This window comes from Algiphilus aromaticivorans DG1253, from assembly GCF_000733765.1.
Taxonomy (GTDB): Bacteria; Pseudomonadota; Gammaproteobacteria; order Nevskiales; family Nevskiaceae; genus Algiphilus; species Algiphilus aromaticivorans.
Genome location: NZ_JPOG01000001.1, coordinates 607,186 through 631,798 on the forward strand (window position 1 = coordinate 607,186; position 24,613 = coordinate 631,798).

The window sequence follows — 24,613 nt, forward strand, 5'->3', positions numbered from 1 at the left end:
CTGTCGATTATTCCCAAGTGGAAATAGACCGTCCAGTCCCATGACCTGACGCTAGCCTCCCATGCGGAGGCCAGCGAAGAAACTACGAGAACTCCTGGGAGTCAACGTAAGGCGCCTGCGCCAGGAAAAGAACTTGACCCAAGAAGAGCTGTGCGCGCGGGCAGGCATGGGCCAGTCGTACCTCAGCCAGCTGGAGTCCGGGGCCAAGTCAGTGTCCATTGACGTTCTCGATAAGCTTGCTCGAGCCCTGAACGTTTCACCGGATCAGCTACTCAGGAAGCAGTAGCGGCGGCCCGCGGCCTCGACAGAGTATTTCCAATCGGGAATAATGACGGCGTCGGCGCCCCCACGCGCTCAATTGCCTGTCGATGTGTCAGCGGACAGTCCGGAGCCGCGGCAGGCTGCGTGGGTAATGCGGTCGAATCCCATGCAGTGCTTCACGCCGAGGGACGACCGTGGCAATCAGCTTCTCCATCGAAGATGGGCGGCGACGCCGTCGCATTTTTTCGCGAGTTCAGGCACAGTGTCGGCGTCATGACGTTCACCAACCATTTCCTCATACCCGTCGGCGTGCGCGCGATTACGCGCGCGATGTTCACGCCCGGGTAGCTCAATGGTTAGAGCAGCGGCTTTATAAGCCGACCCGTCCTTCGGACGGCTTCGCCAGATCAGCGACAGGTTGCCGGTTCGAATCCGGCCCCGGGCACCACCCAAGGTATCCCGGAGCATTGCCGTGACTTCCATTCATCGGCTTACCCCCGACACCGCGCGCGCCCTTGCGGGCGGGCGTGCGCTCGCGTTTCTCGTCGACTATCGACATCCTGGCTTAGCAGATCACACCTTCACGATCGTCGGCTTTCTCGACTCGCAGTCCTTCGAGGGAACCCTCGTTCCCGACGACGATCCGGAGTGCGAGCTCGTCCGGTGTGAGCTGCCGCTCGGACCCTGCTTCGTTGCCGAGACATCTCTCGAGTCCGCCGACGCCCGCGCCGTTCATGAACTGTGGGCATCCTGGACCGGCGGCGTCCACGAAGACTACCTGCGGCTTCTCGATTTTCTGGCGAGCGCACGCGCGCGAGCGCGGTTGATGACGGCGCTTGCGGCAACTGAGACCGACGAGAAGCCGAAGAAGAAGTCGCGCACCGCCGCTCGGAACCCGAGCCGAAGGGCGCGCAAAGCGAAGCGTGCGGAGAAGGGGAGGCGGTCATGAGCGAACGCAAGCCCCCACACCCCGGCGACATCTACGCGCGCGAGCGCGCCAACGTCGCCGCGCTCAAGGCCGCGTACCCGCACCAGTTTCCAGAGCCGTACTGGGCGTACGGCTGGCCTGACGGCTGGCATCGCCTGGTCGTCGAAGCCTGCGCGGGTCTCGCTCGTCACAGCCCGCAAGGCCACTGGCTGCAGATCAAGGAGAAGTTCGGAGGCCTGCGTCTGTACTACGACGGCGGCCCGCTACGCCTTGACCTGCAAGCCGCCGACGGCGTGCACTGCATCGCCTTTAGCCCTGGCGGTGGCCTGGTCGAGCCCACCGATCTCAACGCTTTGATCTCCGGGCTTGAGAAAGCCAGCCGTGAAACCTGCTGCCTGTGCGGCGGCGTACAAGGTACCGGCCGAGCCGTGTGCTTCTCGGGTTGGTGGCTGACCGCGTGTGAGACCTGCGAGCCCTTGATCCGCGCCCATCGCGCCCTCCCGCCGGGGGAGCGTTGAGCCATGAAGATCCGCATCTACTCGGGCCTGCACCTCGAGTTCGGGCGCTTCGACTCACCGTTCACCGAGTGCGGAGACGAGGAACTCGTGATCCTGGCCGGCGACATCGCTGGCGGCACCGACGGCGTGGCATGGGCCGCACGCATGTTCCCGCACGTACCCGTGGTCTATGTGCTCGGGAACCACGAGTTCTACGGGCAGAACTTCGACACCTTAGTGCAGGAGTGCAAGATCGTTGCTCAGGGCTCGAATGTGCATGTCCTCGAGCGCGACGTCTACGACTACCAGGGCGTCTGCATCCTCGGCACCACCTTGTGGACCGATTTCGCGGTCTACGGAGAATCGCGCATCGAGGAAGCGATGGACTGGGCCGGCCAGGCCATGAACGACTTCTGCTTGATTCAGAAGCAGGGACGTGTCTTGACGTCTCTGCATACGAAGGAGACCTTCACGACGAGTGCTGACTGGCTCGATCGCCAGATTGCGTCCGCCGATCGACCCGTCCTGGTGGTCACGCACCATGCGCCAACGCTGGCGACGATGTCTCCGTACTTTAAAGAGCAAATCAGCAACGCAGCCTTTCACTCAAACGCCCAGCATCTCCTCCGAGCGCCGGTGCGAATGTGGATCCACGGCCACACGCACTACAACGCAGATGCGCTCGTCAACGGCGTGCGTGTCACCTCGAACCAATGGGGCTATCCGGACGAGAACATGCTCGGGTTCCGGCGGGACGGAGTGTTCATCCTGGACGCACGGCCATGAGCGAGTCAGCGACTCAGCATGTCGTGCACTGGCACGAAGGCAAACCTGGGCGTGTCCTCATCGTTGGCGACATCCACGGCGAGTTCGAGATGTTCCAGCGCCTGCTCAAGCTCGCCGAATTCGATGAACGCCGCGACTTCGTCTACGCATTGGGCGATCTCGTCGATCGTGGCCCCGATAGTCGAAGGGTGCTGGACTGGTTTGCCCACGACTACGGCCGCGCCTCATTGATGGGCAACCACGAAGCGCTGATGCTGGGTGCGGCCAACGACTGGGACACGTCTCGAATCTGGCAGCGCAACGGCGGAGGCTGGGCTTTCGACCTGGGGCCCACGATGGGGTACCTGTACCGCTGCATGCTGCGCGGGTTCCCGATGACCGCCGAGATTCGGTACGGCGAGCATTTGCGCGTCGGCCTCGTACACGCAGAGGTGCGTGCGGGCGTGGCGTGGTCGTGGATGAGCAAGGTGCGCCTTCAGAGCGGCGACGCTACGAGGGACTGGAGCCCGACGAACTCCGCCGGCGCCATCTGGGGACGATCCAGATTCCGCGCCGATGACCTCTTGCGAACACAGCACATGGTCGACCTCGCGGCGGATCGCAAGGTTTCGGTGTGGCGCTGCATTCAGCCGGTCAGGGGGATCGACTGGGTGATCTGCGGTCACACGGTCATTCCCGACGGCATTCCGCGAGGACGCGGCAACGTGCTGTGGATCGAGACCGGGGCCGCCTATGGGGGACGCCTGACCGCAGTCGATCCGCTCGCGCGTGTCTATTGGCAGGTGGGTCGCGATAACGAACAGTGGGGCCCCTTGCCCTGGCCCGAGTTCGAGCCCGTCTTGCCAGCCTGGAAGCCGACACGCAAGGAGATTGAGAAAGCCAAGGAGATCGGGGCCAGCCACAAGGCGAAGCGGCTTGAAGCGTTTCGGCTGATGGGATTCGGATGAGCGCGCATCGCCACTACCGTCCACGAAACGAGCCAGTTCAACCGGTGAACAAGGGGCCGACCGTGAGCGCCATGCCGACTACCAAGCGCCTCCAGAATCAGCTCGCTCCCGATCGAGATGCTCCGCACAAGCACGAGGAACTGCCGTGATCGCCGGACTGGCGAGTGGGGTGCTCGCAGGCTCCGGCCTCGAGCGCCATATTGCGAGGGGCGAAGTCATCCCGCAGGCCGAGTCGTGTCCGGACAAACAGGTTCCGGAAGTGACCTGGGACCAATACGGAGTCGTCCCGACCGATGAAGTGGCCGTCGTCGCTCGGTGCGGACCAGCCCGGTTCTTTGCCAAGGCGCAGTCCTACCTTCTGGTTCCGCCCATGGCTGACCGCATTTTCGGCCTGGACGTCGACGATCAGCGTCTCGGTCACGAACTGGCGGAGTACCTTTGGGGGCAGTACGGCGCGGAGTTGATGGCGGCAGCTGAGCGCCAGCGCGCCGGGCCGGCAGCATGACGACCGTCGACGTCAGCCGGTTCCGGCGGCTGCTCTTGTTCCGTCGCCGCGGCCATCCTTTACAGATCCTGCGTGTTCTGGAGGACTTCGATGGCTGGTACTACGTCGTGAACTTGGCGGGGACGCCAGATTTCGGACCCTACCTGCATGCCGAGATCGTCGATGCCTTCGATGTCGAGCAAGCCCCGTGCGCCACGCGCGATCTGACGCCTACCGTCGGCGGCAATGCCGCGCCGAGCGACTGATCGCTTGCGGGCTGATAAGCGCACGACCGGTATGTCTGAATCAGCGCGTCCTGAAGGTGCTCCCGGATCAGCCGACCGATCCGGTATCGAGACCGACAATAGGAGCCGGGCTCGTCTGCCACTGCGCATCTTCATCGACATGGATGGCGTGCTCTGCGACATCGCCGCGGCATATCAGGCAGCGGCACGCACGCATCCCGACGTGGCGTTTCCGCAGAGCATTCCCGGCCTGTTCGCCTCGCTCGACGCCATTCCAGGGGCAATAGAAGCCGTCGCCGCACTGCGGCGCGATCCTCGACTCGATGTCTGGATTCTGTCGGCACCGTCAACGCGCAACCCCGCGTGCTACTCGGAGAAGCGCATCTGGGTCGAAAAGGTCTTCGACTACCCATTGGCCAAGCGTCTAATCCTGGCTTCCGACAAATCGCTGCTGCGCGGCGACATCCTGATCGACGACAACATCAGTGGAAAAGGGCAGGAGCGATTCGAGGGTGAGCTAATTCACTTCGGCTCCGCACGCTACCCGACATGGAGCAGCGTGCTCGAGTACCTGCATCAGCGCGTTGAATTGGTGGCCGCCCGCACCGGTCATCCCGCTCCTGGCGCTGCCGTCGGGCCACCGTCAACCGAAGACTTTGCAGTTCTTCTCCGGGAGCTCGGGATGATGCACCCCGTTGAGATCGCGGAATTGATGAACCAAGCAGGTGGAGCAGGGTGCTTTGTCCTTCAGACAGCGGCCCTGGAGCCGCGCCTGGTGCGGGGAAGGTGGGAGGATATCCAGGAGGCGCGCCCGGAGCCGCTGACAGAAGAGGAGTACGCGGCGATGCTCCTGGGGAAGGCCGTTCACTCCTCCCGCTCGGGGAAGGCGATCGACAAGGGAATGTATCCCGGGTGGCGCGTCAGTTCCGTGGTGGTCCTGCCGGACTATTGCCTACGCGTCGTCTTCAACGATGGAATAACCGGCATCGTCCGGATGAAGCGGCTGATTCACTCGGACGGCGCCGGCGTGTTCGCGGCGCTTCGTGATCCAGCTCGGTTTACGGAGGTTCGTGTCGAGCTGGGCGCGGTAACGTGGTCTGGTGGAATCGACCTTGCACCTGACGCTATGTACGACGCAATCGCTGCCTCTGGGGAATGGGTGCCGTAGCGGACGCGCCGGTGCCCACTTTCGATTAGGCCCCGAAGTTCTCCGGCATCGCCAAGGTCGCCACGCGCAAGCTCGCGCAGTTGGCCGCCGCCACCACGCTCGACTTCCTTCGGGTTCCGCCGGGCAACCGTCTCGAGGCACTTCAGGGTGATCGCGCCGGTCAACACAGCATTCGCGTCAACGACCAGTTCCGCGTGTGTTTCGTGTGGACCGAGGTGGGCCCTGCGGACGTGGAGATCGTGGATTACCGCAGAGGCGACGACAATGACCATCAAGAACGGAATGCGACCTGTCCACCCCGGCGAGGTTCTGCGCGAGGACTACCTGCGGCCGCTGCATATGAAGCCCAACGCGCTCGCGATGACCCTGCGCGTGCCGGCTCCCCGGATCAATGACATCGTGCTGGAACGGCGCGCCGTGACGCCGGATACGGCCATGCGTCTCGCACGCTACTTTGGCGGCGACCCCAGAGCTGGCTCAACCTTCAGGTGGCGTACGACTTGCGCGTGGCCGAGATCGCGGCCGCGAAGAAGATCGAGCGGGAAGTGACGCCACTGGACGCGTAAGGCCGACGAGTAACGCCTCGCCGGGGGCGGCTTCATTCCGGCACTTGGCAACCGTTGTGACGATTAGGCGGTCGTGTCCCTAGCCGTGGTGTAGCTCCTTGGGTATGACGGTGGCTACCGGTTCGGCTGGCTGCGTTGCTTAGGCTGCCACAGCCGGCAGTTGCATGGCGGGTGGATGGATGACCTCGGTGATGGTTTCCCGGGTCATGTAGCGGGCACGTTGCACGGCCCACTCGTCGTTCTGTTCCAGGAGGATGGCGCCGACGAGGCGCCGGATTGCCGCTTCGTTGGGGAAGATGCCGACAACCTCGGTGCGTCGCTTGATCTCGCCGTTGAGACGTTCCAGCGGGTTGGTGCTGTGCAGCTTCACGCGGTGGGCGGCGGGGAAGTCCATGTAGGCCAGTACGTCGGTTTCGGCGTCGTCCATGAGCGTGGCGAGCTTGGGCACGCTGCTGCGGAGTTGGTCGGCGACGTGGCGCCACTGCTGGCGCGCTGCCTCGGCGTCATTCTGGGCGAAGGCGGTGGCGATGAAGGCGGAGACCACGCGCCGGCCACTCTTGCCGGCATGTGCCAGAGCGTTGCGCATGAAATGGACACGGCAGCGCTGCCAGGTGGCGGTGAAGACCTTGGAGACAGCCGCCTTGATGCCTTCGTGGCTATCGGAGATCACCAGCTTGACGCCCCGCAGTCCTCGCCGCGCGAGCTTGCGCAGAAAGTCCTTCCAGAAGGTCTCGGCCTCCGACGGGCCGATATCCATGCCAAGCACCTCGCGGCGGCCATCGTCGTTGACGCCGACCGCGACAATCACCGCCACCGAGATGATCCGGCCGGCTTGTCGGACTTTGACGTAGGTGGCATCGATCCACAGGTAGGGCCAGTCCCCCTCGATCGGTCGCTCCAGAAACGCGTGGACGCGCTCGTCGATCTCCTCGCACAGCCGCGAGACCTGGCTCTTCGAGACGCCGGTGCCGCCCATGGCCTGCACCAGATCATCGACCGAGCGGGTCGAGATCCCCTGGATGTAGGCCTCCTGAATCACCGCCGTCAGTGCCTTCTCCGACATCCGTCGGGGCTCCAGAAAGCCCGGGAAGTAGCTGCCCTTGCGCAGCTTGGGAATGCGCAGCTCCACGGTCCCGGCCCGCGTCTGCCAGTCACGCTCGCGGTAGCCATTGCGCTGCACCAGACGCTCGGCGCTCTTCTCGCCGTAACCCGCACCCGTGCGGGCGCCAATCTCCAGCTCCATCAGGCGCTGACTGGCAAAACCAATCATCTCACGCAGCAAATCAGCGTCCGGGCTCTTCTCCAGCAGCGCTCGCAGGTTCATCATCTCATCGGTCATCGGTGGTTCCTCGGTGAAGGTTGGTCGTCGCAATCCAAACCTAAACCAGTTGCCACCGGTGACACCCAATCACTTACACCACGTCGTGGGACACGACCGATTAGGCCCCGTTATCACGACTATTGCTGGGCAGGGCGCTCAACTATCCCACCCAAGGCCTTCAACTTGAGGCGCCGAATCGGTCTAGATAGCACTTCCAAACTGCGCGTTACCTTTGCTAGCGCTGCAGGCGACATGTGAGGGCGCCCCTATCACGGGCAGAACATGCGTGATGCACTAAACGCAGAAACCTAGTGTCCTGTAGCTACGGGTGATGACGTCAGGCTATTCACCTGAGTGATGGCGCTCATTACTGCAATCGGGTTCACTTATATCGCTGCTTCACTGATTCTCCTCTCGCAGTACACAACCACGCGGAGGAGATTCGATAATGAGCCGTCGCGCGCCATTGGCGCCCCATCTTGGATTGCCCAGCGCGATCGTGGTTGTCTTCGCGTCGGTTGCCGCCTTTTCGCCAACCGTTCATGGCGCCGCGGACGTTGCTGACGACCTGCAGAAAATTGCCTCCAATGGCCAGGTCATGGTGGCTGTCGGCAATGACGTGCTGTCCCGTTCGACCGATTCCGGCAAGACCTGGGAGGCGCAAAAGCTCGAGGAGCGGGCGGCGCTGATTGACGTCGCGGCTTGCGCTGACGAGAGCTTCGTTGCGCTCGACTTCCATCGTCATGTCTGGACCGGGGACGCACAAGGTAGCGGTTGGCGCCTCGCCGAGGGCTCCATGCCCGAGGACTTCACCCCTATGGCCTTGGCATGTGCGCCGGACGGTGGATTCTGGGTGGTCGGAACCTATTCCACGGTGCTGCATAGCAGCGATCGCGGAGCGAGCTGGCAGAAGACCGAGTTCGGCGAGGACGCGATCCTCACCACCATCCGTTTCCTCGACGCCGACCACGCGGTTCTTGCCGGAGAGTTTGGCATCGTTGCGCGCAGCAGTGACGGCGGCGCCAGCTGGCAGATGCTGCCCCCCGTTCCGGACGATTTCTACGCTTTCGACGCCTGGTTCACAGACACCGATACCGGCTGGCTGACGGGCCGCGGCGGAATCATCCTCGGCACCCGCGATGGCGGCCATAGCTGGACATCGGAGCCGAATGCCGCCGGTGTGCCGATGTACGGCTTTCTGTCGGGCGGTCATGGCCACCTGTTTGCCGTTGGCGAACTCGGTTTGGTCCAGCAGCGCGGATCCGACGGCACATGGCGGGTCCTGCCGAGCCCCACCTCGGGCAGCGGTTACCTGCGCGGCGGTATCGCCGTGCCGGAGCGCTCGTCCCTCATCGTGGTCGGCGGTTCCGGCGCCAGCACGCCAGCGATGGTGAGCATCGAACCGCAGGGGGTCCAATGATCCGCCAGAAGATAATCGCCGCGCTGCAGCGGGGCGAAGAGTGGATTTTTGCCAGCCCGCGCTTCGTGCTCGCGCTGATTCTCGGTCTGTCGGCGTTCTTCGCCAGCCAGATCCCCGGCATGAAGATGGCGTCGGATTTCGAGGACCTCCTGCCGCAGCAGCATCCCTATATCCAGCTGCATAACGAGGTGCGCGGGATCTTCGGTGGCGCCAATGTCATCACGGTTGCGGTGGAGGTCGAGCAGGGCACGATCTTCAACAGCGAAACACTCGCCGCGATCGAACGCATCACCCAGGGCATCGACATGCTGCCCGGCGTCAATCACAACCTCGTGGCCAGCATCACCCATCGCACGACGCGCCGCGTTTATATCAACGAGGCCGGCACGATCCGCTCCGGTCCCTACTATGACCCTAATGCCGAGACCCTGACGGCGGCGCAACTCAAGGCCTTGCAATCGCAGGTGCAGGCGGACCCGCGCGTCAGCGGACGCCTGGTGTCGGCCGATGGCAAAGTGGCGATCATCCGGGCACAGATGAACAGTTCGACCTCCGACGAACTGATCGAGGCCTTCGCCGGGCTGCAGAAAATCCGCGAGGCGGAAGCACGCGACGGCCTGCGCATCCATGCGGTCGGAAACCCGGTGCTGACCGGCTGGGTTTACACCTATCTGCCGCAGATCGTCGAGATTCTGCTGTACACCGCGGCCCTGATTGTCCTGTTGCTGGCGGGATACTTCCGCCGCCTCTACGGCATCGTGCTGCCCTTGCTGGGCATTCTCCTGTCCTCGGCATGGGGCCTGGGCTTCATGAATCTGGTCGGCATTCATCTCGATCCACTGTCGATGCCGATACCCTTTCTGATTGCCGCCCGTGCGACCTCACACGGGGTGCAATTGGTCGAACGCTACTACTACGAACTGGCGCGCACCCAGAACGGTCGCCAGGCTGCACGCAATGCATTGGACGCGCTGTTCCGCCCGGGCTCGCTGGCGATCATCGTCGACGCCATCGGTATCGCCGCGGTAGCGATCGGTGCGGCGCCGTTCCACAAGCATCTCGGCGCCTTTGCCGGCTTCTGGGCCTTCTCGGTGATCTTCACAGTGCACTTCATGGTGCCGCTGGCGCTGACCGTGCTACCGCAGCCCCGGCGCACCGAGAACAGCCGCGACCAGACTTCGGCGACGCTGCACCGGATAGTGGAGCCGGTCTCCAGCCCCGGCGTCGGCCGTGCGGTGCTACTGGGCGCCCTGGCGCTGGTGGGGCTGGGCGCATGGGGTGCGACCCAGGTGCAGTTCGGAGAGTCCGAGCCTGGATCACCGATTCTTCAGCGTGACCACGACTACAACCGCTCGGCGCACCTGATTTCGGAGCGCTTCCCCGGCAGCGAGGAGTTGTTCGTGGTGGCTCGCTCCAGCGAACGCGAGGGCCTGCGTAGTCCTGAGGCGATGGCAGCCATGGAGAAGTTCGAGCGCTACATGCTCGAAGAGCCGGTGGTGGGCGGCGCCAAGGGCCTCCCTGACCTGGTGAAGCAGGTCAACCGCCTGACCCACGAGGGCGATCCGCGCTGGCTGCAGATTCCCGGAGATGCGCGCGGCGTCGGCAGCCTGATGTACGCCTTTGAGTACTCCAGCCCGGTACCCGGAGCCCTGCGTGAGTACGTCAACCCCGAGGAGACGCTGGCCAACCTGAGCTTCTACCTGCCGGATCTGCAGGCCAAGACGATCGAGGCGGCGGTGCAGCGCGCGAAGCAGGGCGCCGAGCTTTTCGGCAAGGGCATCGAGGGCTTCACGATCGAACCGGCGGCCGGTGTCGTCGGCGTCAACGCCGCGATCAACCAGGCTAACTTCCATGACAGTGTCGTGGTCACGGCCTTCGTGCTGATCGCATCGTTCCTGATGGTGGCGATCTACTACAACTCGGCGCACGCCGGCTGGCTGATGATCCTGCCGATGATCTTCGCCACGGTGCTCAGCTACGGCTATCTGGGTATCGCCAACGTCGGCATCAACGTCAACATCATTCCGGTGGTCGCGGTGGGAATGGGCGTAGGAGTCGACTACGCGATCTACGTCATGGACCGCGTTCGCGACGAGATCGAAAAAGGCCGCAATCTCTCCGATGCCGTGGCGCATGCCATCAGCACCACCGGCCTCGCGGTGATGTTTACCGCCGCGACCCTTGTCGCCGGTGTGGTCATGTGGGTGTTCTTCTCAGACCTGCGCTTTCAGTCCTCGGCCGCACTGCTGCTGATTGTGATGCTGGTGCTCAACGCCATCGGTGCGATGGTCGTGGTGCCCGCCTGGATTCTCGCTTTCAGGCCGCGTTTTGTCACGGTGTCCTTCGCACACACCGGGGCGGTTTCCAGCGAAGCCCGATCACCGGATCTTTCCGAGCCTGGCTGCAGCCGCCAGGCGCTCACCGAATAGCTAAGACAAAAAAAGGAGGAGAGCACAATGAACATTACTATAAAGGCATTGGGATACTTGGCGATTGGATTTTGCACATGGCATATGGCCTTGCACAGTCCGGTGGCGCAGGCGGGAAAGGCCGGAGAGTGGCGCATCAATGGCTTCCTCGAGAACGACACCCGCTACCGCAAGGACGTGGGGCTGTCGAAGCTGCGCAACACCGTCAGGCTCGAGGGGAACCGCGAGTTCGATGACTTCGGTTCATTCATCGGCAACTCGTTTACCTTCAAGCTGCGGGGTACCTACGACGCGGTCTACGATCTCAACTCCGATCAGTATGGCAAGGATGCTGGCGGCTCGATCTGTCTCGAGGACACTTCGCGCCTGATCCCGGCGGGTTGTGTGCCGCATGGGCAGGGCGCCTTTGGCGGCAACAACCTCGGATACGGCTTGTTCAATGGGGTGCCGGGCGTGGGGCTGGGAGAGTTCGGCTTCAACCTGGCTCGCAATCCCAACGACGGCATGATTGTACTGGGAGAGCCTTTGCACCGACCCAACGGCGGCGTCGCCTTTGGCGTTCCGGTACGACCGTGCAATGTCGATCCGCGTGGCTGCCTCAATGGCTACATGGACTATGACGAAGACGATCTGCGCTTCCCCGAGTTCGCGGAGCCCGAGCGTCTCGACTGGATGCGCGAGGTCTATTTCGATACTTCGCTGCTGTTCTCCTCGCCGTTCAGCGATAACGAGCAGGAATTGTTCTTCCGTGTCGGCAAGCAGCAGGTGATCTGGGGCCGCACCGATCTGTTCCGCGTGCTCGACGTCATCAACCCGGTCGACTTTTCGCGCAACAACATCTACGACGAACTGGAGGACATCCGCATCCCGATGTGGATCGCGACGGCCGAATACCGCATGGGGCCGGTGGGGGCCCTGCAGGGCCTCAACTGGCAGGTGGTCTGGAACTTCGACAAGTTCCGCCCGAACAGCCTGGGCCAATGCGGCACCGCCAACGTCATCCTGGATGCCGGCTGCTTCTTCCGCGGCATGAAGAACCTGTGGGACAACGGCGGCACGGTGTCCAACTTTGCCCTGGTGCCGCCAATCCTCGGTCAGCCGGGCATGGCCATGACTACGGACTTCGGCCCCGGCCAAATCGGCATCCGCGAGGCGCAGCTGCCGAACTGGTCGCTGTCGAACACGCAGATCGGTACCAAGTTCGAGGGCGTGCTCGGCGACGTCAGCTTCTCGCTCAATGGCCTGCTCTACCGTTCGCAGCTGCCCAGCCTGCATGGTGGCTCCGGGGGACCGCCAGCGATCAGTCCCTTCGCCAACCTGCTGCTGCCGGTGGACCTGCAACTGCCGGAACTGCTGCCCGGCGTCGGCCAGTACAACACCACACCGCGCCCGGTGCCTTACCTGATCGCCTTCGACATCGCCTTCCCGCGCGTCAAGCTGCTCGGCGGTTCGCTCGACTTCACGATCGCGCCGATCGAGACAGTGGCACGCATCGAAGCGGCGATGACTTGGGGCGAAGAGTTTGCCAATACCCTGCGCCCCGAGCTGTACAGCGAGTCGCGCGTCGCGCGCTACGTCGTCGGGCTTGATCGCCTGACGTTCATTCCCTTCCTGAACGCCAACCGAACCTTCCTGTTCTCGCTGCAGATTTTCGGCCAGCACCTGCTCGATCACGAACTGGAGCAGGCGCAGCTTGGCCAGATCGGCATGCCGGACTGGAAGGACAACTGGACCGCCACGCTGTTTATCCAGACCTGGTACCTGCAGGACCGTCTGCAGCCGAAGTTCGTTCTGGCACGCGACTGGAAGGCCGGAGCATATGCGGTACAGCCCTCGGTCGATTTCCTGCTGTCGCAGAACTTCTTGGTTTCGTTCGGCGCCAACGTCAAGTTCGGCGACGGTGCGCAGAAGTTCAACGACTGCCGCGACTGCAACCCCTATCCACCGTTTACCGCCTACGCCTCGTCCGGCGGCCCCTTGCTGGAGGCCGGCCCCGTCGGTCTCACCGGCTATGAACCGCTGGGCCGATTCCGCCAGGGCCCCCTGGGCTCCTCGGACAAGGAAGACGAGGTCTTTATCACCCTGAGCTACCAGTTCTTCTGATCCGGCCCTACCCAGAAACCCCCGAGAGGAATCCAAGATGAAGAGAATCACCCGATCCGTATTAGCGATGCTCGCCGGCACGCTGTTCACCGCTCCGGCGCTGGCGCAAAGCGCAGACGACGTCATCAACCAGGCCTTCTCCCCCTACAAGGCCGGCGCGCCGACGGCGGCGGGCGTTAACGTCGGTGTCGTGATCGACAAGAACAACGCCGACCAGTTCAAGGCGGTGCTGGACCCGGTCACCTATGACCTTCTGAAGAAAGGTGTGCACCCATCGATCGAAGTGGGTCCGACCGATTCCTTCGAAGTGCATCCGAAGTACATTGAGGCGACGCGACAGAACATAGGCAAGGTCAAGATCGTCGGTGGCAACCTCGAAGGTTACATCGCCGGCCGGCCGTTTCCGGAGCTGCCGTCGAGCAGCGATGCCGACGCCGGCCGCAAGCTGGCGTTCAATTTCCGTCACACCTTCTCGGCTGGCGACAACGTCCAGATCAAGCCGTTCTACTGGAAGTACCGCAACGCCGCCACCGGAAAGGTGGATCGCACGGTCGAATTTCAGTTCAACTTTCTGAACTTCAAGCACCGCGTCGCCGAAGAGCCGATCCCGGCGGTCTCGCCCAACCCCAACGACTACTTCCGCGGCATCTACGGCAAGGCCTTCAGCCCGCAGGACGTGCAGGGCACGCAGCTGATGATTCTGCTCCCCGACCAGGATCAGGAGGCCAGCGACGGCTACCTGTATCTGGGCTTCCAGCGCCGCGTGCGTCGCCTGGAGACCAGCCAGACCACGGATGCCTTCCTCGGCTCCACTCTGATGATCCAGGACTTCGAAGGCTACTTCGGCCGCGTGGCCGAGATGAACTGGAAGTTCAAGGGAACCAAGACCCTGCTGATGCCGCTGTACCGCCACAACGAGCAGAAGCTCTCGGATGAGTACAAGCAGCCGGACGGCTACAAGTTCGTTGCAATGGCCGGAAAGGGCGAGTGCTTCCCCGACGTCACCTGGCAGCTGCGGCAGGTGCACGTACTGGAGATGACGCCGGTTGATAAATCCTCGCCGGTTGGTCGCCGCGTGATGTACCTCGACTCCCAGACTTTCGTCGCGCCGCGCACGCTGATCTACGACCGCGCCGACAAGTTGTGGAAGTCCTGGACCATAGGCCACACCTCTACCGAGCATCATCTGCCGAGCAATAAGGGCAAGTTTGCAGCGATCTACGATAGCTTCGGCATGTTCGACGTGCAGAACCAGCGTTGCACCACCGGGCAGTTCCGCACCGAGATTGACGCCAGCAAGAGTCCAGTGCGCATGTTCAGCCCGCAGTTCATGCGCAGCGGCGGTGCCTGATGGGCAGGCAACTGCTCACTGTCGATGAGGTTCGTGGGTGTTGGGCGATCATGCCCACACCCGCGACCCCGGACGCCGGCGACTGGCGCGTCCAGAACACCGTTGACCTCGACGAAACCGCGCGAGCGGCCGAAAAGCTGATCGCCGCAGGGGTCGATGCGATCGTGACCCTGGGCTCCCTGGGCGAGTGCGCGACGCTGACCTGGGAGGAGAAGCGCGCCTACCTGAGTACGCTGGTCGAGACCGTGCGCGGCCGCGTGCCGCTGTTCGGCGGCACCAGCAGCCTGGGCACGCGCGAGACCATCCGGCAGACGCGCGAGGCGCGCGATATCGGTATCGACGGCGTCATGCTCGGACCGCCCATGTGGTGCGCGCCCGACGTGCCGACCGCGGTGCAGTTCTACCGCGACGTCGCCGAGGCATGCCCGGACACGGCGATCTGCATCTACGCCAACCCGGAGGCCTTCAAGTTCGATTTCCCGCGGCCGTTCTGGGCGCAGGTCGCGGAGATCCCGCAGGTCATCACGGCGAAGTACCTGGGTATCGGCGCACTGATGGCGGATCTGAATCTGACCAAGGGACGCATACGCTTCCTGCCGATTGACGCCGACTACTACGCCGCCGCACGTATCGCGCCGGAGGCCTGCACCGCGTTCTGGACCAGCGGCGCAGTCTGCGGCCCCGCGCCGGTGCTGCGGCTGCGCGACGAAGTGGAACGGGCGAAGAAATGCGGCGACTGGGCCCAGGCGCAGGCGCTGACCGGCGCCATCGGCCGCACTTACCAGACGCTGTTCCCGCAAGGCTCGTTCAAGGAGTTCTCGCTCTACAACATTGGCCTGGAGAAGGCGCGCATGGACGCCGCCGGATGGATGCGAGCGGGCCCGGCCCGGCCGCCGTACACGCTGGTGCCGGAGGCTTATCTCGAAGGCGCCCGCGAGTCCGGCCGGCGTTGGGCACAGCTGCACCGCGAATATGACAGCAGGGGAGGGTGACATGAGTACCAATGCACTGGAAAAGGCCTTGTGGCAGATCGGCACCAGCCCGGCCGAGTGTACCCGCTACCGCAGCGATCCCGCTGCCTATGCGACGGATTTTCGCCTGGATGCAGGCGAACGCAAGGCACTCGCCGAACTCGATGTCGGCGCGATGGCGCGACGCGATACCAGCACGCTGCTCTTGATGATGGCTTTCCTCGCCGTGCGCGGGCCGGATTCGATGGGCGAGTACATGCAGAGCATGCACCGTCCGGCTTGAGTACAGCCACCAAGGAGATAGACATGGCAACGATCGTAGGCGGCTTCCTGATGCCGCATGACCCCCTGATTCCCAGCATCACCGACGCCGCCGATCCGGTGCAGCGCGACAAGGTGCTGGGTGCCTTCGAGCGGATCGCGCGTCGCGTCGACGAACTCGACGCCGATACCGCGATCATCATCGGCGACGACCATTACGCGCTGTTCGGCCCGCATTGCATCCCGCGCTGCCTGATCGGCATCGGCGACGTCGAGGGGCCGGCGGAGAAATGGCTCGGCTTCGACACCGGAGTGATAGAGAACAACGAGCCGCTGGCGAAGCACATCATGTTCGGCGGCTACGACGACGGCATCGACTGGTCGTTCGCCAAGGCGCTGACGGTGGACCACGGCGTCGCCGTGCCGCACCACTACTGCGTCAAGTCGAATCCGAAACTGCGGACGATCCCGGTCTATCTCAATTGCGGCGTGATGCCGGTGGTACAGGGCCGGCGCGCGCAGCAGATCGGCCAGAGCATCGGCCGCGCGATCGCCAACTGGTCCGGCTCCGAACGCGTCGTCGTTTTCGGCACTGGCGGCATCAGCCACTGGGTCGGCAGCGCCGAAATGGGCCGGGTCAACGAAGTGTTCGACCGCCGCGTGCTCGACATGGCCGGCCGCGGCGATATCGAAGCGATGATCGCGCTCGGCGACGAAGAGATCCTGCGCGAAGGTGGCAACGGCGCGCTGGAGATCCGCAACTGGATCTGCGCGATGTCGATCCTCGGGCGCGTGCGCGCTGAACTGATGCTCTACGAGCCGGTGCCGCAGTGGATCACCGGCATTGGTTTCGCCGAGCTCAAGGCCGCCTGAGGCTGCTGCCGTGATCCGCCAGCTCGACTTCTACTTCGACCTGATGAGCCCGTTCGCCTATCTGGCGCATCAGCGGCTGCCCGGGCTGGCGGGTCGCTACGGCTACACGCTGCGGTACTGGCCGATCGACCTGCCTGCCGCCAAGCGCGCCGCCGGCAATAGCGGCCCGCCCAACGTCAAGATCCCGGTCAAGTTGCGCTACCTGAAGACAGATCTCGATCGCTGGGCGCAGCGCTATGGCGTGCCGCTGATTTTTCCGCCTTCGCTGGACTCGACCCTGCTCAACAAGGCGGTGTTCTTCGCGATCGACCGCGACGCGGCCGAAGTCTTCGTGCGCTATGCCTGGCACGCCGTCTGGGGCGAGGGCAGCGACATGAGCGATCCCGCCCTGCTGCGCACGCTGGCGCTGGCGCTTGGCTGGGATGCCGGCGAAGTGCTCGACTTCGTCTACTCACCCGAAGGGCAGGCGCGCTACGACGCGAGCAACCGCGGCGCGCAGGAGCGGGGTGTATTCGGTACGCCGACGATGATGATCGGCGACGACATGTGGTGGGGCAATGACCGCCTCGATTTTCTGGAAGCGTTCCTAACCGGGAAGGCCCGGCAGCGTCATGAGCAAACAGCTTGAGGAGACAGACATCATGAGCATCAAGAATCTGGTGGACGTGCAGCGCGGTCTGCAGAGCGCACGCATCTATCACGACCGCGACATCTACGAACAGGAAATGGAGCGCATCTTTGCGCGCTGCTGGCTGTTCCTGACGCACGAAAGCGCTATTCCCAATGCCGGCGACTTCGTCACCGCGCGCATGGGCCAGGACGAGGTCATCGTCGTGCGGCAGAAGGACATGGGCATCAAGGCCTTCCTCAATGTCTGCCGCCATCGCGGCGCGCGGCTGTGCCCGGTCGAAGCCGGAAATTCGCGCGGCTTCGTCTGCAATTATCACGGCTGGTCCTACGGCAGCGACGGCTCACTGCAGTCGGTGCCGTTCGAGAAGGAGCTGTACAGGGGCCGCCTCGATAAATCCACGCACGGACTGCGCGAGGTCGCCAAGATCAAGAGCTATCATGGCTTCGTCTACGGCTGTTTCGACGAGGCCGCGCCGAGTCTCGAGGACTATCTGGGGGAGGCGCGCTGGTACCTGGATATCTGGATGGAAGCCAGCGGCGGTGTCGAACTCATCGGCCCACCCGGACGCTCTATGGTGCATTGCAACTGGAAGGCGCCGAGCGAGAACTTCGTCGGCGATGCCTACCATGTCGGCTGGACCCACGCGGCGGCGCTGAAGGCTGGTGGCGGCATGCTGGCGCCGATGGCCGGCAACGCGGGCCTGCCGCCGGAGGGCGCCGGCCTGCAGGTGGCGACGCGCTACGGCCACGGCCTGGGCATCCTCTACGACGTCGCCCCCGGCGCCCACGACGGCAAGCTGGCCGCCGACCTGCTGGCCTGGCAGGCGCAGAAGCGTCCCGGTATCGAGAAAGCGGTGGGCGCCCTGCGCGCGCGCTACTACGGTTCGCACATCAACGGTTCGGTATTTCCCAACAATACCTACCTCTGGGGATCCAACCTGTTCAAGGTCTGGCAGCCGCATGGGCCCGATCGCACCGAGTGCTTCACCTGGGCGATCGTGGAGAAGGACATGCCGGCGGATCTCAAGCAGCGCGTTGCCAACTCCATGCACCGCACCTTCGGCGTGGCGGGCTACTGGGAAGCGGACGACAACGACAACATGGAATCGGAAAGCCAGCTGTCGCGCGGCTATGTCACACGCCAGGGCTTCATGAACGCGCAAATGGGTATCGGTGGCGACCGCGAGGACCCGGAACTGCCGGGCGTGGTCGGCGAGTCGGCCATCGGCGAGACCTCCTACCGTGGCTACTTCCGCTTCTACCAGGAAGTGATGGGTGCGAAGGGCTGGCAGGACATGGATCCCAACGACTCGCAGTGGAAGCGCCAGCTGATCGAGGCAGGTGCCGAGCCGACCGCTGCCGCGGCCGCGGCCACGGCCTGATCCCCGGAGACCCAACATGGCAAACGATGCAACGCTAGCGGTGAAACCGGACCCTGCCGGATCTGTGCCGCAGGAACAGTACGCGCCGGACGCGATCTGGCGCGAGGCCGAGCGGCTGTTGTACCGCGAGGCCCGGCTGCTCGACACCGAGCGCCTGTCCGACTGGCTGGAGCAGATCGTAGATCCGACGATCCGCTACATGGTGGTGAGCAGGGAACTGCGCTTCCGCAAGGAAAAACGCTATGGACAGCCGGCGGAAGTCTTCATGTACGACGACGACTATGACTTTCTCAAGGCGCGTGTCGACCAGTTCCACAGCGGCATGCAGTGGCGCGTCGATCCGCCGGAGCGCTACCGGCGTCTGGTGACGAATGTCGAGGTGTTCGAGACCGGCAAGGACGGCGAGTTCGCGGCGCGCAGCAATTGCCTGGCGGTCCGCACGCGCCGCGCCTACGAGATCGACCAGTTCGTGTACTGCCGGGAGGACCTCCTGCGGCGCTGCCCCTACGGCACGCTGCGGTTGGTGCAGCGACGTATCGACTTCGACGAGCGCTCGGTGGCTGGGCGCAATCTGGTGATGATCCTTTGACGGACGAGAAACAACATGGCGGAGCGAAGCATGGGATGGCTTGAAGGCAATGTGGCGATCGTCACCGGCGGCGGTTCCGGCCTTGGCAGGGCGCTGGTCGAGCGCTTCATCAAGGAAGGCGCAAGGGTGGGCGTGCTGGAGCGTAGCGCCGAGCGCGGCGAAGAATTGCGGCGTGAGTTCGGCGATCAGGTCGAGGTCGTAACGGGCGACGTCACGACCTGGGCGGACAATGCCCGAGTGGTGGAACAGACCGCCGCGCGCTTCGGCCGGCTGGACACCTTTATCGCCAACGCGGGCATCTTTGATTTCTTCCAGGCACTGCCGCAGCTGGAGCCGGAGAAGATTTCCGCGGCCTTCGATGAATTGTTCGCGGTCAACGTCAAGAGTGGCCTCCTCGGGGCCAGGGCAGCGCTGCCGGAGTTGCTGAAGACCCAGGGCAACATCATCTTCACGATCTCCAACTCCGGCTTCTATGCCGGCGGAGGCGGCCCGATCTACACCGCCTCCAAGCATGCGCTGGTCGGCCTGGTGAAGCAGCTGGCGCATGAGCTGGCACCGAAGGTGCGCGTCAACGGTGTTGCCCCCGGTGGCCTGCGCACCAACCTCAGCGGCCTGGCCGCGACCGGCACCGCGCAGCAGGCGCTGAATCAGATCGACGACTTCGACCAGATGATCGTCGGCATCACGCCATTGCGCATGGCGCCGACGACGGCACAGACCTGCGGACCCTACGTCCTTTTGGCCTCGCGCGACAACGCGGCGCCCATCACCGGTGTCGTCATCAACAGCGACGGCGGCTTCGGCGTGCGCGGCATCATGAATGTCTGCGGCGGCGAGAACCTGTAGCTCCATTACATAGAGAAGAACCCATGCTGAAGCTGTATTACAGTCCCGGCGCTTGCTCGCTGGCGGCACACATCTCCCTGCGCGAGGCAGGCCTGACGTTCGAACTGGAGAATGTCGATCTGGCCAGCCGCCGGACCGCCTCTGGCGGCGACTATCTCTCGATCAATTCCAAGGGCTATGTGCCGGCGCTGCAGTTTGACGACGGCTCGGTATTGACCGAGGGGCCGGCGATTCTGCAGTACGTCGCGGACCAGAATCCGGGGCTGCGATTGGCGCCGCCGGTCGGCAGCCGCGAGCGCTACCAGCTACAGGCTTGGCTGAACTTCATCTCCTCCGAACTGCACAAGCAGTACAGCCCGCTGTTCAACCCGGCTTGCACCGCCGAGCAGCGCCAGGCTGCGACAGCCGCGCTGGAGCGGCGCTATATCTGGCTGGCCGACGAGCTGCGCGACCGCACCTATCTGGTCGGCGATCGCTTCACGATCGCCGACGCCTACCTGTTCACGGTCAATGGCTGGGGCGCTTTCATCGGCTTCGAGCTTGGCCGCTGGCCGGTGATCGGGGAGTACCAGCAGCGCATCGCCGCCCGCCCAGCGGTGCAGGCCGCATTGCGAGCGGAGGGCTTGCTGAAGGACATGACCTGAAGGGCGGGAGATGACATGAAGCTCTGTCGATTCAACCGCAACCGCCTGGGAGTTCTGGTGGGAGACGGTGTGCTGGACGTGACGCCGGCGCTGGCCGTGATTCCGCTGCAGCACTGGCCGCTGGCACAGGGCGATCCCCTGATTCTGAATCTCGACGCCGTGCTGGAGCGGGTGTCGGAGCTGCTGCCCGCGGCACCGCGCCTGCCGCTGGATGGCCTGGCACTGGATTCCCCGGTTGCCAATCCCGGCAAGATCGTCAATGCGCCGATCAACTACAGGGCACACATCGACGAGACCAGCCAGAACGCAGCTATCGCGCATGGGCGCGACATGACCCGGAGCATCTGGGACTGGGGCCTGTTCCTGAAGGCCAGCAGTGCGCTGATCGGTCCCTCCGAACAAATCCGTCTGCGTTTTCCCGAGCGCCGCAACGACCACGAGGTGGAACTGGCGGTGGTCATCGGTCGACGCTGCCACCAGGTGTCCCGTGAGGCGGCTCTGGACTACGTCGCCGGCTACGCCATCGGCCTGGACATCACGATCCGCGGCCCCGAACTGCAGAGCTTTCGCAAGTCGCCCGACACCTACGCGGTCTGCGGGCCCTGGCTGGTGACGCGCGACGAGATCCCGGATCCCGGGGTCTTGGACCTGCGCCTCTGGGTCAACAACGAATTGCGGCAGTCGGCCAACACCCGCCAGCTGATTTACGATGTGCCGCGCCTGATCGAGTACGCCTCCAGCTTCTACACGCTCCATCCGGGCGATCTGATCTTCACGGGTACGCCGGAAGGGGTGGGGCCGTTGCTGCCCGGTGACCGGGTGGACGCGGAGATCGCGCAGATTGGCCGTTTCAGCATCCAGGTGGCGGACCGCTACGCCTGATCGGACAGAAGGCTCGTCTCCATTCACCGCGCCGGCATTTTGCCGGCGCGGTGAATCCGCTCAGACGAAGCGGTCGAAATGTAGCTGTGCGGTTGGCACGCGCTTTTCCAGCATCAGTAGTCGCTGCAGCGCGTCCGTCATCGGCGGCGGGCCGCAGAAGTAGTAGTCGTATCCGCTGGCATCGCCTGCCGACTCCAGCCAGCCCTGCAGCACCTGGTGCACGAAGCCACGCTGGCCCTCCCAGGCCCCGGCATACGCTGGGTCGGAGATCGCGGTGACGCACTCGACCCTTGCGGCCAATGCCTCATCGCGCGCCAGCAGGGCCGGCGCGCAGAGGTCCGCCGGCGTACGGCCGCCGTAGAACAGCAGCAGCCGCCGTGACGCCAGCTGCGGTGCCCGCGCCGCAGCGGCCAGGATCGACAGCAGCGGCGAAATACCCGAGCCGCCGCCCACGCAGACGATGTCGCGGTCATTTTCCGGGCGCAGGTGCGCCAGGCCGTAGGGGCCATCCAGACCGATCGTGTCGCCGGGTTGCAAATCCTCAAAGAGGGCCATGCCGCCGCGACCGGCGCCGATCTGCTTGATCACGAACTGCCAGAGGCCATCGTCGTTCGGCAGGTTCGACATGGAGTAGGCGCGGGCACCGGCGACGCCTGGCAGGTCCAGCAAGGCGTACTGGCCGGGCAGGAAATCAGCAGGGTCCCCTGCGCGGAAGCTGAACTCGGCCATGTCGGCGGTCAGCCGCGTTCTCGACACCAGGGTCGCACGCCGCCGAGTGGGTCGCAGCGACGGCTGGCAGTCCGGCTTGAGCCGGACGCGCAGTGTGCAGTCACCCCTGGGGACCGTTTGGCAGGCCAGCAGCCGCCCGCGCTCGCGGGCCCGTGGCGAGAGGCCCGGGGCCTGAGGCCACAATTCTTCGATGTCCCCGGAAACCCTCTCGAACTGACACGAGCCACAGCCACCGGAGTTGCACTCGTAGGGGAAGGCGATGCCGGCACGCAGCGCGGCACGCAGCACCGTGTCGCCGGCCTCGCAAGGAAAGCTCTGCCCGCTGGCTTCGAGGGTAATCAGGTGCCTGGTCATTGTGCATCGCATAGATAAGGCGGCCGGAGCCCGCGCGGCCGCCAGTGGAGAGAAGGGGCCTTACTGCTGCCCGAAGACGCCGATCGGACCTTCGGCAAGGTTGATGATCACGCTCTTGGTCAGGGTGTAGTGGTTCATCACCTCGGCGGCAAATTCGCGGCCGAAACCGCTCTGCTTGTAGCCGCCGATTGGCATGCCGCCGAGGAAGTTGTAGTAGCGGTTGACCCAGACCGTTCCGGTTTCCAGGGCCCGCGCAATACGATGGGCACGGGAGAGATCCTTGGTCCACAGGCCGCCGCCGAGGCCGTAGACCGAGTCGTTGGCCATGCGCACGACCTCGTCGTCGTCGCGAAAGCCGATGACACAGCTGACCGGCCCGAAGATTTCTTCCTGGGCGATGCGCATGCTGTTGTCGACGTCGAAGAACACTGTGGGCTCGATGAACAGACCATCCTCGAATCCGGCCGGGGCGGCCTTGCGACCGCCGGCGGCGAGCTTGGCACCCTCCTGCTGGCCGAGTTCGAGATAGCCCATGATCTTGTCGTACTGCGCTTTGGAGACCTGCGGGCCGATCTGCGTTGTCGGCTCGCGCGGGTCTCCTGCCTTTACACGCTTGAGCAGGGAAGTGAACTTGTCGAGGAACACGTCCTTGACCTTTTCGTGCACGAACACGCGACTGCCGGCCAGGCAGACCTCGCCTTTGTTGAGCACCGTCGACATCGCTGCGCCCTCGGCGGCGGCATCCAGGTCGGCATCCTCGCAGACGATGTTGGCGGACTTGCCGCCCAACTCCATGGTCTGGGGAATGATGTTGACGCTGGCGTACTGCATCAGCTTTTGCGCGGTCGGACGAGATCCGGTGAAGGCAACCTTGCGCACCTTCGGGTGCGTCACCAGTGCCTCGCCGACGCTGGGGCCATATCCGGTGACGACATTGACCACGCCCGGCGGCAGAAGATCTGCCATCTCGCGGAAGAACTCCAGCACCGACAGGCAGACGATCTCGGAGGGCTTCAGTACCACGGTATTGCCAGCGGCCAGCGCCGGCGCCAGCTTCGCAGCCATCATGATCAGCGGAACGTTCCACGGAATGATCTGCGCCACGACGCCCAGCGGTTCGCGCAGCACGATGCCCAGGGTGTTCGGTGCGTCGATCGACTGGCCATGCAGGAACCAAGGGGCTCCGGAGAATATCTCGAACTGTTCGATCGCCATCGGCAGGTCGAAATGCATCGCCTCCATCGCGGGTTTGCCGTTGTCCAGGCAATCCATCATCGCGTAGTCGGCCATTCGCGCACGCAGGCGGCGCGCCATCTCGTAGAGGACGCGCTGACGCTCGGAGCGCGGCGTCTGCGACCAGGCCGGAAAGGCTTGCGCTGCGGCGTCGACAGCGCGGCGCGCGTCCTCGGCGTTGCCGGACTGGATGTGCGACAGGACCTGGCCGTTGGCGGGGTTGATCATCGGGATGCGTTCGCCGCTGGCACCCTGGACCCATTTGCCGTCGATGAAGTGGCCATACTCCTTCTGGAAGTACTTCGCTGCCTGGGCGGCATCGCCGCTGCGGTCCCGGGGTTCGCTCTTGGTCATTCGTGGTCTCCTTGTTCGACTGGCGGCTTGTCCGTCAGTGATCCTCGATTTCGGTATAGAGATCGTCGCCCTCGACGATCACCGGGAAGGTCTGCAGCGGCACTTCGCAGGGGAACTGCGTGGCCTCGCCGGTTCTCACGTTGAAGCAACCGCCGTGGAGAGGGCACTCGATGGTGTCGCCCTCGAAGAAGCCGTCGCTCAGCAAGGCGACGTTGTGGGTGCAGACGTTGCTGGTGATGTAGATCTCGCCGCCGACGTCGAACGCGGCAAGCGGCGGAAGGCCGGCGATGTCCAGGGGCAGCATGCCGGCAGCGGGGACGTCGGCCCTGCTACAAAGCCGTATTTTTCTTGTCATGGAA

The 24,613-nt window shown here is 64.2% G+C and carries 25 protein-coding genes, 1 tRNA gene and 2 pseudogenes; 24 read left to right on the forward strand and 4 right to left on the reverse strand.

The annotated features are described in order from the left end of the window. Positions 1-61 precede the first annotated feature (61 nt). From U743_RS19725 to U743_RS19440, 11 genes and pseudogenes are all read left to right on the forward strand, one after another. Positions 62-286, forward strand: coding sequence for a helix-turn-helix domain-containing protein (locus U743_RS19725; RefSeq protein WP_052367457.1), 225 nt, complete (start codon positions 62-64; stop codon positions 284-286). A gap of 313 nt (positions 287-599) precedes the next feature. Continuing rightward, positions 600-709: transfer RNA gene (locus tag U743_RS02870), tRNA-Ile, on the forward strand. Positions 710-733: 24 nt separating this feature from the next. After that, entirely contained in the window at positions 734-1,210 is a 477-nt protein-coding gene (locus U743_RS02875; RefSeq protein ID WP_043765382.1) for a hypothetical protein, read from the forward strand. Beyond that, complete coding sequence (locus tag U743_RS02880) at positions 1,207-1,707, forward strand: hypothetical protein (RefSeq protein WP_043765384.1); 501 nt, start codon at positions 1,207-1,209, stop codon at positions 1,705-1,707. Before U743_RS02875 ends, U743_RS02880 begins: the two co-directional genes overlap by 4 nt. A gap of 3 nt (positions 1,708-1,710) precedes the next feature. Beyond that, entirely contained in the window at positions 1,711-2,472 is a 762-nt protein-coding gene (locus tag U743_RS02885) for a metallophosphoesterase (RefSeq protein WP_043765386.1), read from the forward strand. Further along, positions 2,469-3,419 carry a metallophosphoesterase gene (locus U743_RS02890; RefSeq protein ID WP_043765388.1) on the forward strand — a complete coding sequence of 317 codons (951 nt, stop codon included), beginning with the start codon at positions 2,469-2,471 and terminating at the stop codon, positions 3,417-3,419. The genes U743_RS02885 and U743_RS02890 overlap by 4 nt, the downstream gene beginning before the upstream one ends. A 145-nt stretch (positions 3,420-3,564) precedes the next feature. Further along, positions 3,565-3,924: a hypothetical protein gene (locus tag U743_RS02895; protein WP_043765390.1), complete on the forward strand. Its 360-nt coding sequence runs from the start codon at positions 3,565-3,567 to the stop codon at positions 3,922-3,924. Further along, the gene (locus U743_RS02900; RefSeq protein ID WP_043765392.1) at positions 3,921-4,169 is read left to right on the forward strand and encodes a hypothetical protein; all 249 of its coding nucleotides are present in this window, start codon (positions 3,921-3,923) and stop codon (positions 4,167-4,169) included. The genes U743_RS02895 and U743_RS02900 overlap by 4 nt, the downstream gene beginning before the upstream one ends. A gap of 31 nt (positions 4,170-4,200) precedes the next feature. After that, positions 4,201-5,316, forward strand: a complete 1,116-nt coding sequence (locus U743_RS19235) for a 5' nucleotidase, NT5C type (protein WP_232226703.1) — start codon at positions 4,201-4,203, stop codon at positions 5,314-5,316. A gap of 47 nt (positions 5,317-5,363) precedes the next feature. Then, positions 5,364-5,564, forward strand: a pseudogene (locus U743_RS19730) (type II toxin-antitoxin system RelE/ParE family toxin); the annotation flags it as partial. Positions 5,565-5,580: 16 nt separating this feature from the next. Further along, a pseudogene (locus U743_RS19440) lies at positions 5,581-5,882 on the forward strand (HigA family addiction module antitoxin). 139 nt (positions 5,883-6,021) lie between these two features. Here U743_RS19440 and U743_RS02915 read toward each other — a convergent pair. Next, on the reverse strand, positions 6,022-7,221 hold the full coding sequence (locus U743_RS02915) for an IS256 family transposase (RefSeq protein ID WP_043764746.1): 1,200 nt from the start codon (positions 7,219-7,221) through the stop codon (positions 6,022-6,024). Between the two features lie 430 nt (positions 7,222-7,651). On the opposite strand from U743_RS02915, the gene U743_RS02920 reads away from it, so the two are divergent. The 13 genes from U743_RS02920 to U743_RS02980 all read left to right on the forward strand — a co-directional run bounded on the left by U743_RS02920 (position 7,652) and on the right by U743_RS02980 (position 21,584). After that, the gene (locus tag U743_RS02920; RefSeq protein ID WP_084191307.1) at positions 7,652-8,623 is read left to right on the forward strand and encodes a WD40/YVTN/BNR-like repeat-containing protein; all 972 of its coding nucleotides are present in this window, start codon (positions 7,652-7,654) and stop codon (positions 8,621-8,623) included. Then, complete coding sequence (locus tag U743_RS02925) at positions 8,620-11,052, forward strand: efflux RND transporter permease subunit (protein ID WP_043765393.1); 2,433 nt, start codon at positions 8,620-8,622, stop codon at positions 11,050-11,052. Before U743_RS02920 ends, U743_RS02925 begins: the two co-directional genes overlap by 4 nt. An 84-nt stretch (positions 11,053-11,136) precedes the next feature. Next, positions 11,137-13,155, forward strand: coding sequence for a DUF1302 family protein (locus U743_RS02930; protein WP_232226705.1), 2,019 nt, complete (start codon positions 11,137-11,139; stop codon positions 13,153-13,155). Between the two features lie 67 nt (positions 13,156-13,222). Continuing rightward, positions 13,223-14,506 carry a DUF1329 domain-containing protein gene (locus U743_RS02935; RefSeq protein WP_232226706.1) on the forward strand — a complete coding sequence of 428 codons (1,284 nt, stop codon included), beginning with the start codon at positions 13,223-13,225 and terminating at the stop codon, positions 14,504-14,506. Further along, positions 14,506-15,498, forward strand: coding sequence for a dihydrodipicolinate synthase family protein (locus U743_RS02940; RefSeq protein WP_043765396.1), 993 nt, complete (start codon positions 14,506-14,508; stop codon positions 15,496-15,498). Before U743_RS02935 ends, U743_RS02940 begins: the two co-directional genes overlap by 1 nt. A 1-nt stretch (position 15,499) precedes the next feature. Then, positions 15,500-15,760, forward strand: coding sequence for a hypothetical protein (locus U743_RS02945; protein ID WP_043765398.1), 261 nt, complete (start codon positions 15,500-15,502; stop codon positions 15,758-15,760). A gap of 50 nt (positions 15,761-15,810) precedes the next feature. After that, entirely contained in the window at positions 15,811-16,611 is an 801-nt protein-coding gene (locus tag U743_RS02950; protein ID WP_269530714.1) for a DODA-type extradiol aromatic ring-opening family dioxygenase, read from the forward strand. Positions 16,612-16,621: 10 nt separating this feature from the next. After that, on the forward strand, positions 16,622-17,239 hold the full coding sequence (locus U743_RS02955; protein ID WP_156966309.1) for a 2-hydroxychromene-2-carboxylate isomerase: 618 nt from the start codon (positions 16,622-16,624) through the stop codon (positions 17,237-17,239). Positions 17,240-17,252: 13 nt separating this feature from the next. Next, complete coding sequence (locus U743_RS02960) at positions 17,253-18,623, forward strand: aromatic ring-hydroxylating oxygenase subunit alpha (RefSeq protein WP_232226708.1); 1,371 nt, start codon at positions 17,253-17,255, stop codon at positions 18,621-18,623. Positions 18,624-18,639: 16 nt separating this feature from the next. Next, complete coding sequence (locus U743_RS02965; protein ID WP_052367461.1) at positions 18,640-19,212, forward strand: aromatic-ring-hydroxylating dioxygenase subunit beta; 573 nt, start codon at positions 18,640-18,642, stop codon at positions 19,210-19,212. Positions 19,213-19,242: 30 nt separating this feature from the next. After that, entirely contained in the window at positions 19,243-20,058 is an 816-nt protein-coding gene (gene hcaB / locus U743_RS02970) for a 3-(cis-5,6-dihydroxycyclohexa-1,3-dien-1-yl)propanoate dehydrogenase (RefSeq protein WP_043770871.1), read from the forward strand. 26 nt (positions 20,059-20,084) lie between these two features. Then, on the forward strand, positions 20,085-20,702 hold the full coding sequence (gstA, locus tag U743_RS02975; RefSeq protein WP_043770874.1) for a glutathione transferase GstA: 618 nt from the start codon (positions 20,085-20,087) through the stop codon (positions 20,700-20,702). A 15-nt stretch (positions 20,703-20,717) separates the two neighbouring features. Then, a complete protein-coding gene (locus U743_RS02980) occupies positions 20,718-21,584 on the forward strand; it encodes a fumarylacetoacetate hydrolase family protein (protein ID WP_043765404.1) in 867 nt (288 codons plus the stop codon). Between the two features lie 60 nt (positions 21,585-21,644). Here the strand turns inward: U743_RS02980 and U743_RS02985 are convergent, their stop codons facing one another. From U743_RS02985 to U743_RS02995, 3 genes are read right to left on the reverse strand one after another with little or no spacing between them, the layout of a single operon-like run. Beyond that, the gene (locus U743_RS02985) at positions 21,645-22,667 is read right to left on the reverse strand and encodes a 2Fe-2S iron-sulfur cluster-binding protein (protein WP_043765407.1); all 1,023 of its coding nucleotides are present in this window, start codon (positions 22,665-22,667) and stop codon (positions 21,645-21,647) included. A 60-nt stretch (positions 22,668-22,727) separates the two neighbouring features. Continuing rightward, on the reverse strand, positions 22,728-24,254 hold the full coding sequence (locus tag U743_RS02990) for an aldehyde dehydrogenase family protein (RefSeq protein ID WP_043765410.1): 1,527 nt from the start codon (positions 24,252-24,254) through the stop codon (positions 22,728-22,730). A gap of 34 nt (positions 24,255-24,288) precedes the next feature. After that, positions 24,289-24,609: a non-heme iron oxygenase ferredoxin subunit gene (locus U743_RS02995; protein ID WP_043765412.1), complete on the reverse strand. Its 321-nt coding sequence runs from the start codon at positions 24,607-24,609 to the stop codon at positions 24,289-24,291. Positions 24,610-24,613 lie beyond the last annotated feature (4 nt).

Bases quoted from the DNA above. Each gene is read 5' to 3' on its own strand.
- U743_RS19725 (WP_052367457.1), top strand. From the start codon at position 62: ATGCGGAGGCCAGCGAAGAAACTACGAGAACTCCTGGGAGTCAACGTA.
- U743_RS02880 (WP_043765384.1), top strand. From the start codon at position 1,207: ATGAGCGAACGCAAGCCCCCACACCCCGGCGACATCTACGCGCGCGAG.
- U743_RS02885 (WP_043765386.1), top strand. From the start codon at position 1,711: ATGAAGATCCGCATCTACTCGGGCCTGCACCTCGAGTTCGGGCGCTTC.
- U743_RS02890 (WP_043765388.1), top strand. From the start codon at position 2,469: ATGAGCGAGTCAGCGACTCAGCATGTCGTGCACTGGCACGAAGGCAAA.
- U743_RS02900 (WP_043765392.1), top strand. From the start codon at position 3,921: ATGACGACCGTCGACGTCAGCCGGTTCCGGCGGCTGCTCTTGTTCCGT.
- U743_RS19235 (WP_232226703.1), top strand. From the start codon at position 4,201: ATGTCTGAATCAGCGCGTCCTGAAGGTGCTCCCGGATCAGCCGACCGA.
- U743_RS02915 (WP_043764746.1), bottom strand. From the start codon at position 7,221: ATGACCGATGAGATGATGAACCTGCGAGCGCTGCTGGAGAAGAGCCCG.
- U743_RS02920 (WP_084191307.1), top strand. From the start codon at position 7,652: ATGAGCCGTCGCGCGCCATTGGCGCCCCATCTTGGATTGCCCAGCGCG.
- U743_RS02925 (WP_043765393.1), top strand. From the start codon at position 8,620: ATGATCCGCCAGAAGATAATCGCCGCGCTGCAGCGGGGCGAAGAGTGG.
- U743_RS02930 (WP_232226705.1), top strand. From the start codon at position 11,137: ATGGCCTTGCACAGTCCGGTGGCGCAGGCGGGAAAGGCCGGAGAGTGG.
- U743_RS02935 (WP_232226706.1), top strand. From the start codon at position 13,223: ATGCTCGCCGGCACGCTGTTCACCGCTCCGGCGCTGGCGCAAAGCGCA.
- U743_RS02940 (WP_043765396.1), top strand. From the start codon at position 14,506: ATGGGCAGGCAACTGCTCACTGTCGATGAGGTTCGTGGGTGTTGGGCG.
- U743_RS02945 (WP_043765398.1), top strand. From the start codon at position 15,500: ATGAGTACCAATGCACTGGAAAAGGCCTTGTGGCAGATCGGCACCAGC.
- U743_RS02950 (WP_269530714.1), top strand. From the start codon at position 15,811: ATGCCGCATGACCCCCTGATTCCCAGCATCACCGACGCCGCCGATCCG.
- U743_RS02960 (WP_232226708.1), top strand. From the start codon at position 17,253: ATGAGCATCAAGAATCTGGTGGACGTGCAGCGCGGTCTGCAGAGCGCA.
- U743_RS02965 (WP_052367461.1), top strand. From the start codon at position 18,640: ATGGCAAACGATGCAACGCTAGCGGTGAAACCGGACCCTGCCGGATCT.
- hcaB (WP_043770871.1), top strand. From the start codon at position 19,243: ATGGGATGGCTTGAAGGCAATGTGGCGATCGTCACCGGCGGCGGTTCC.
- U743_RS02980 (WP_043765404.1), top strand. From the start codon at position 20,718: ATGAAGCTCTGTCGATTCAACCGCAACCGCCTGGGAGTTCTGGTGGGA.
- U743_RS02985 (WP_043765407.1), bottom strand. From the start codon at position 22,667: ATGACCAGGCACCTGATTACCCTCGAAGCCAGCGGGCAGAGCTTTCCT.
- U743_RS02990 (WP_043765410.1), bottom strand. From the start codon at position 24,254: ATGACCAAGAGCGAACCCCGGGACCGCAGCGGCGATGCCGCCCAGGCA.
- U743_RS02995 (WP_043765412.1), bottom strand. From the start codon at position 24,609: ATGACAAGAAAAATACGGCTTTGTAGCAGGGCCGACGTCCCCGCTGCC.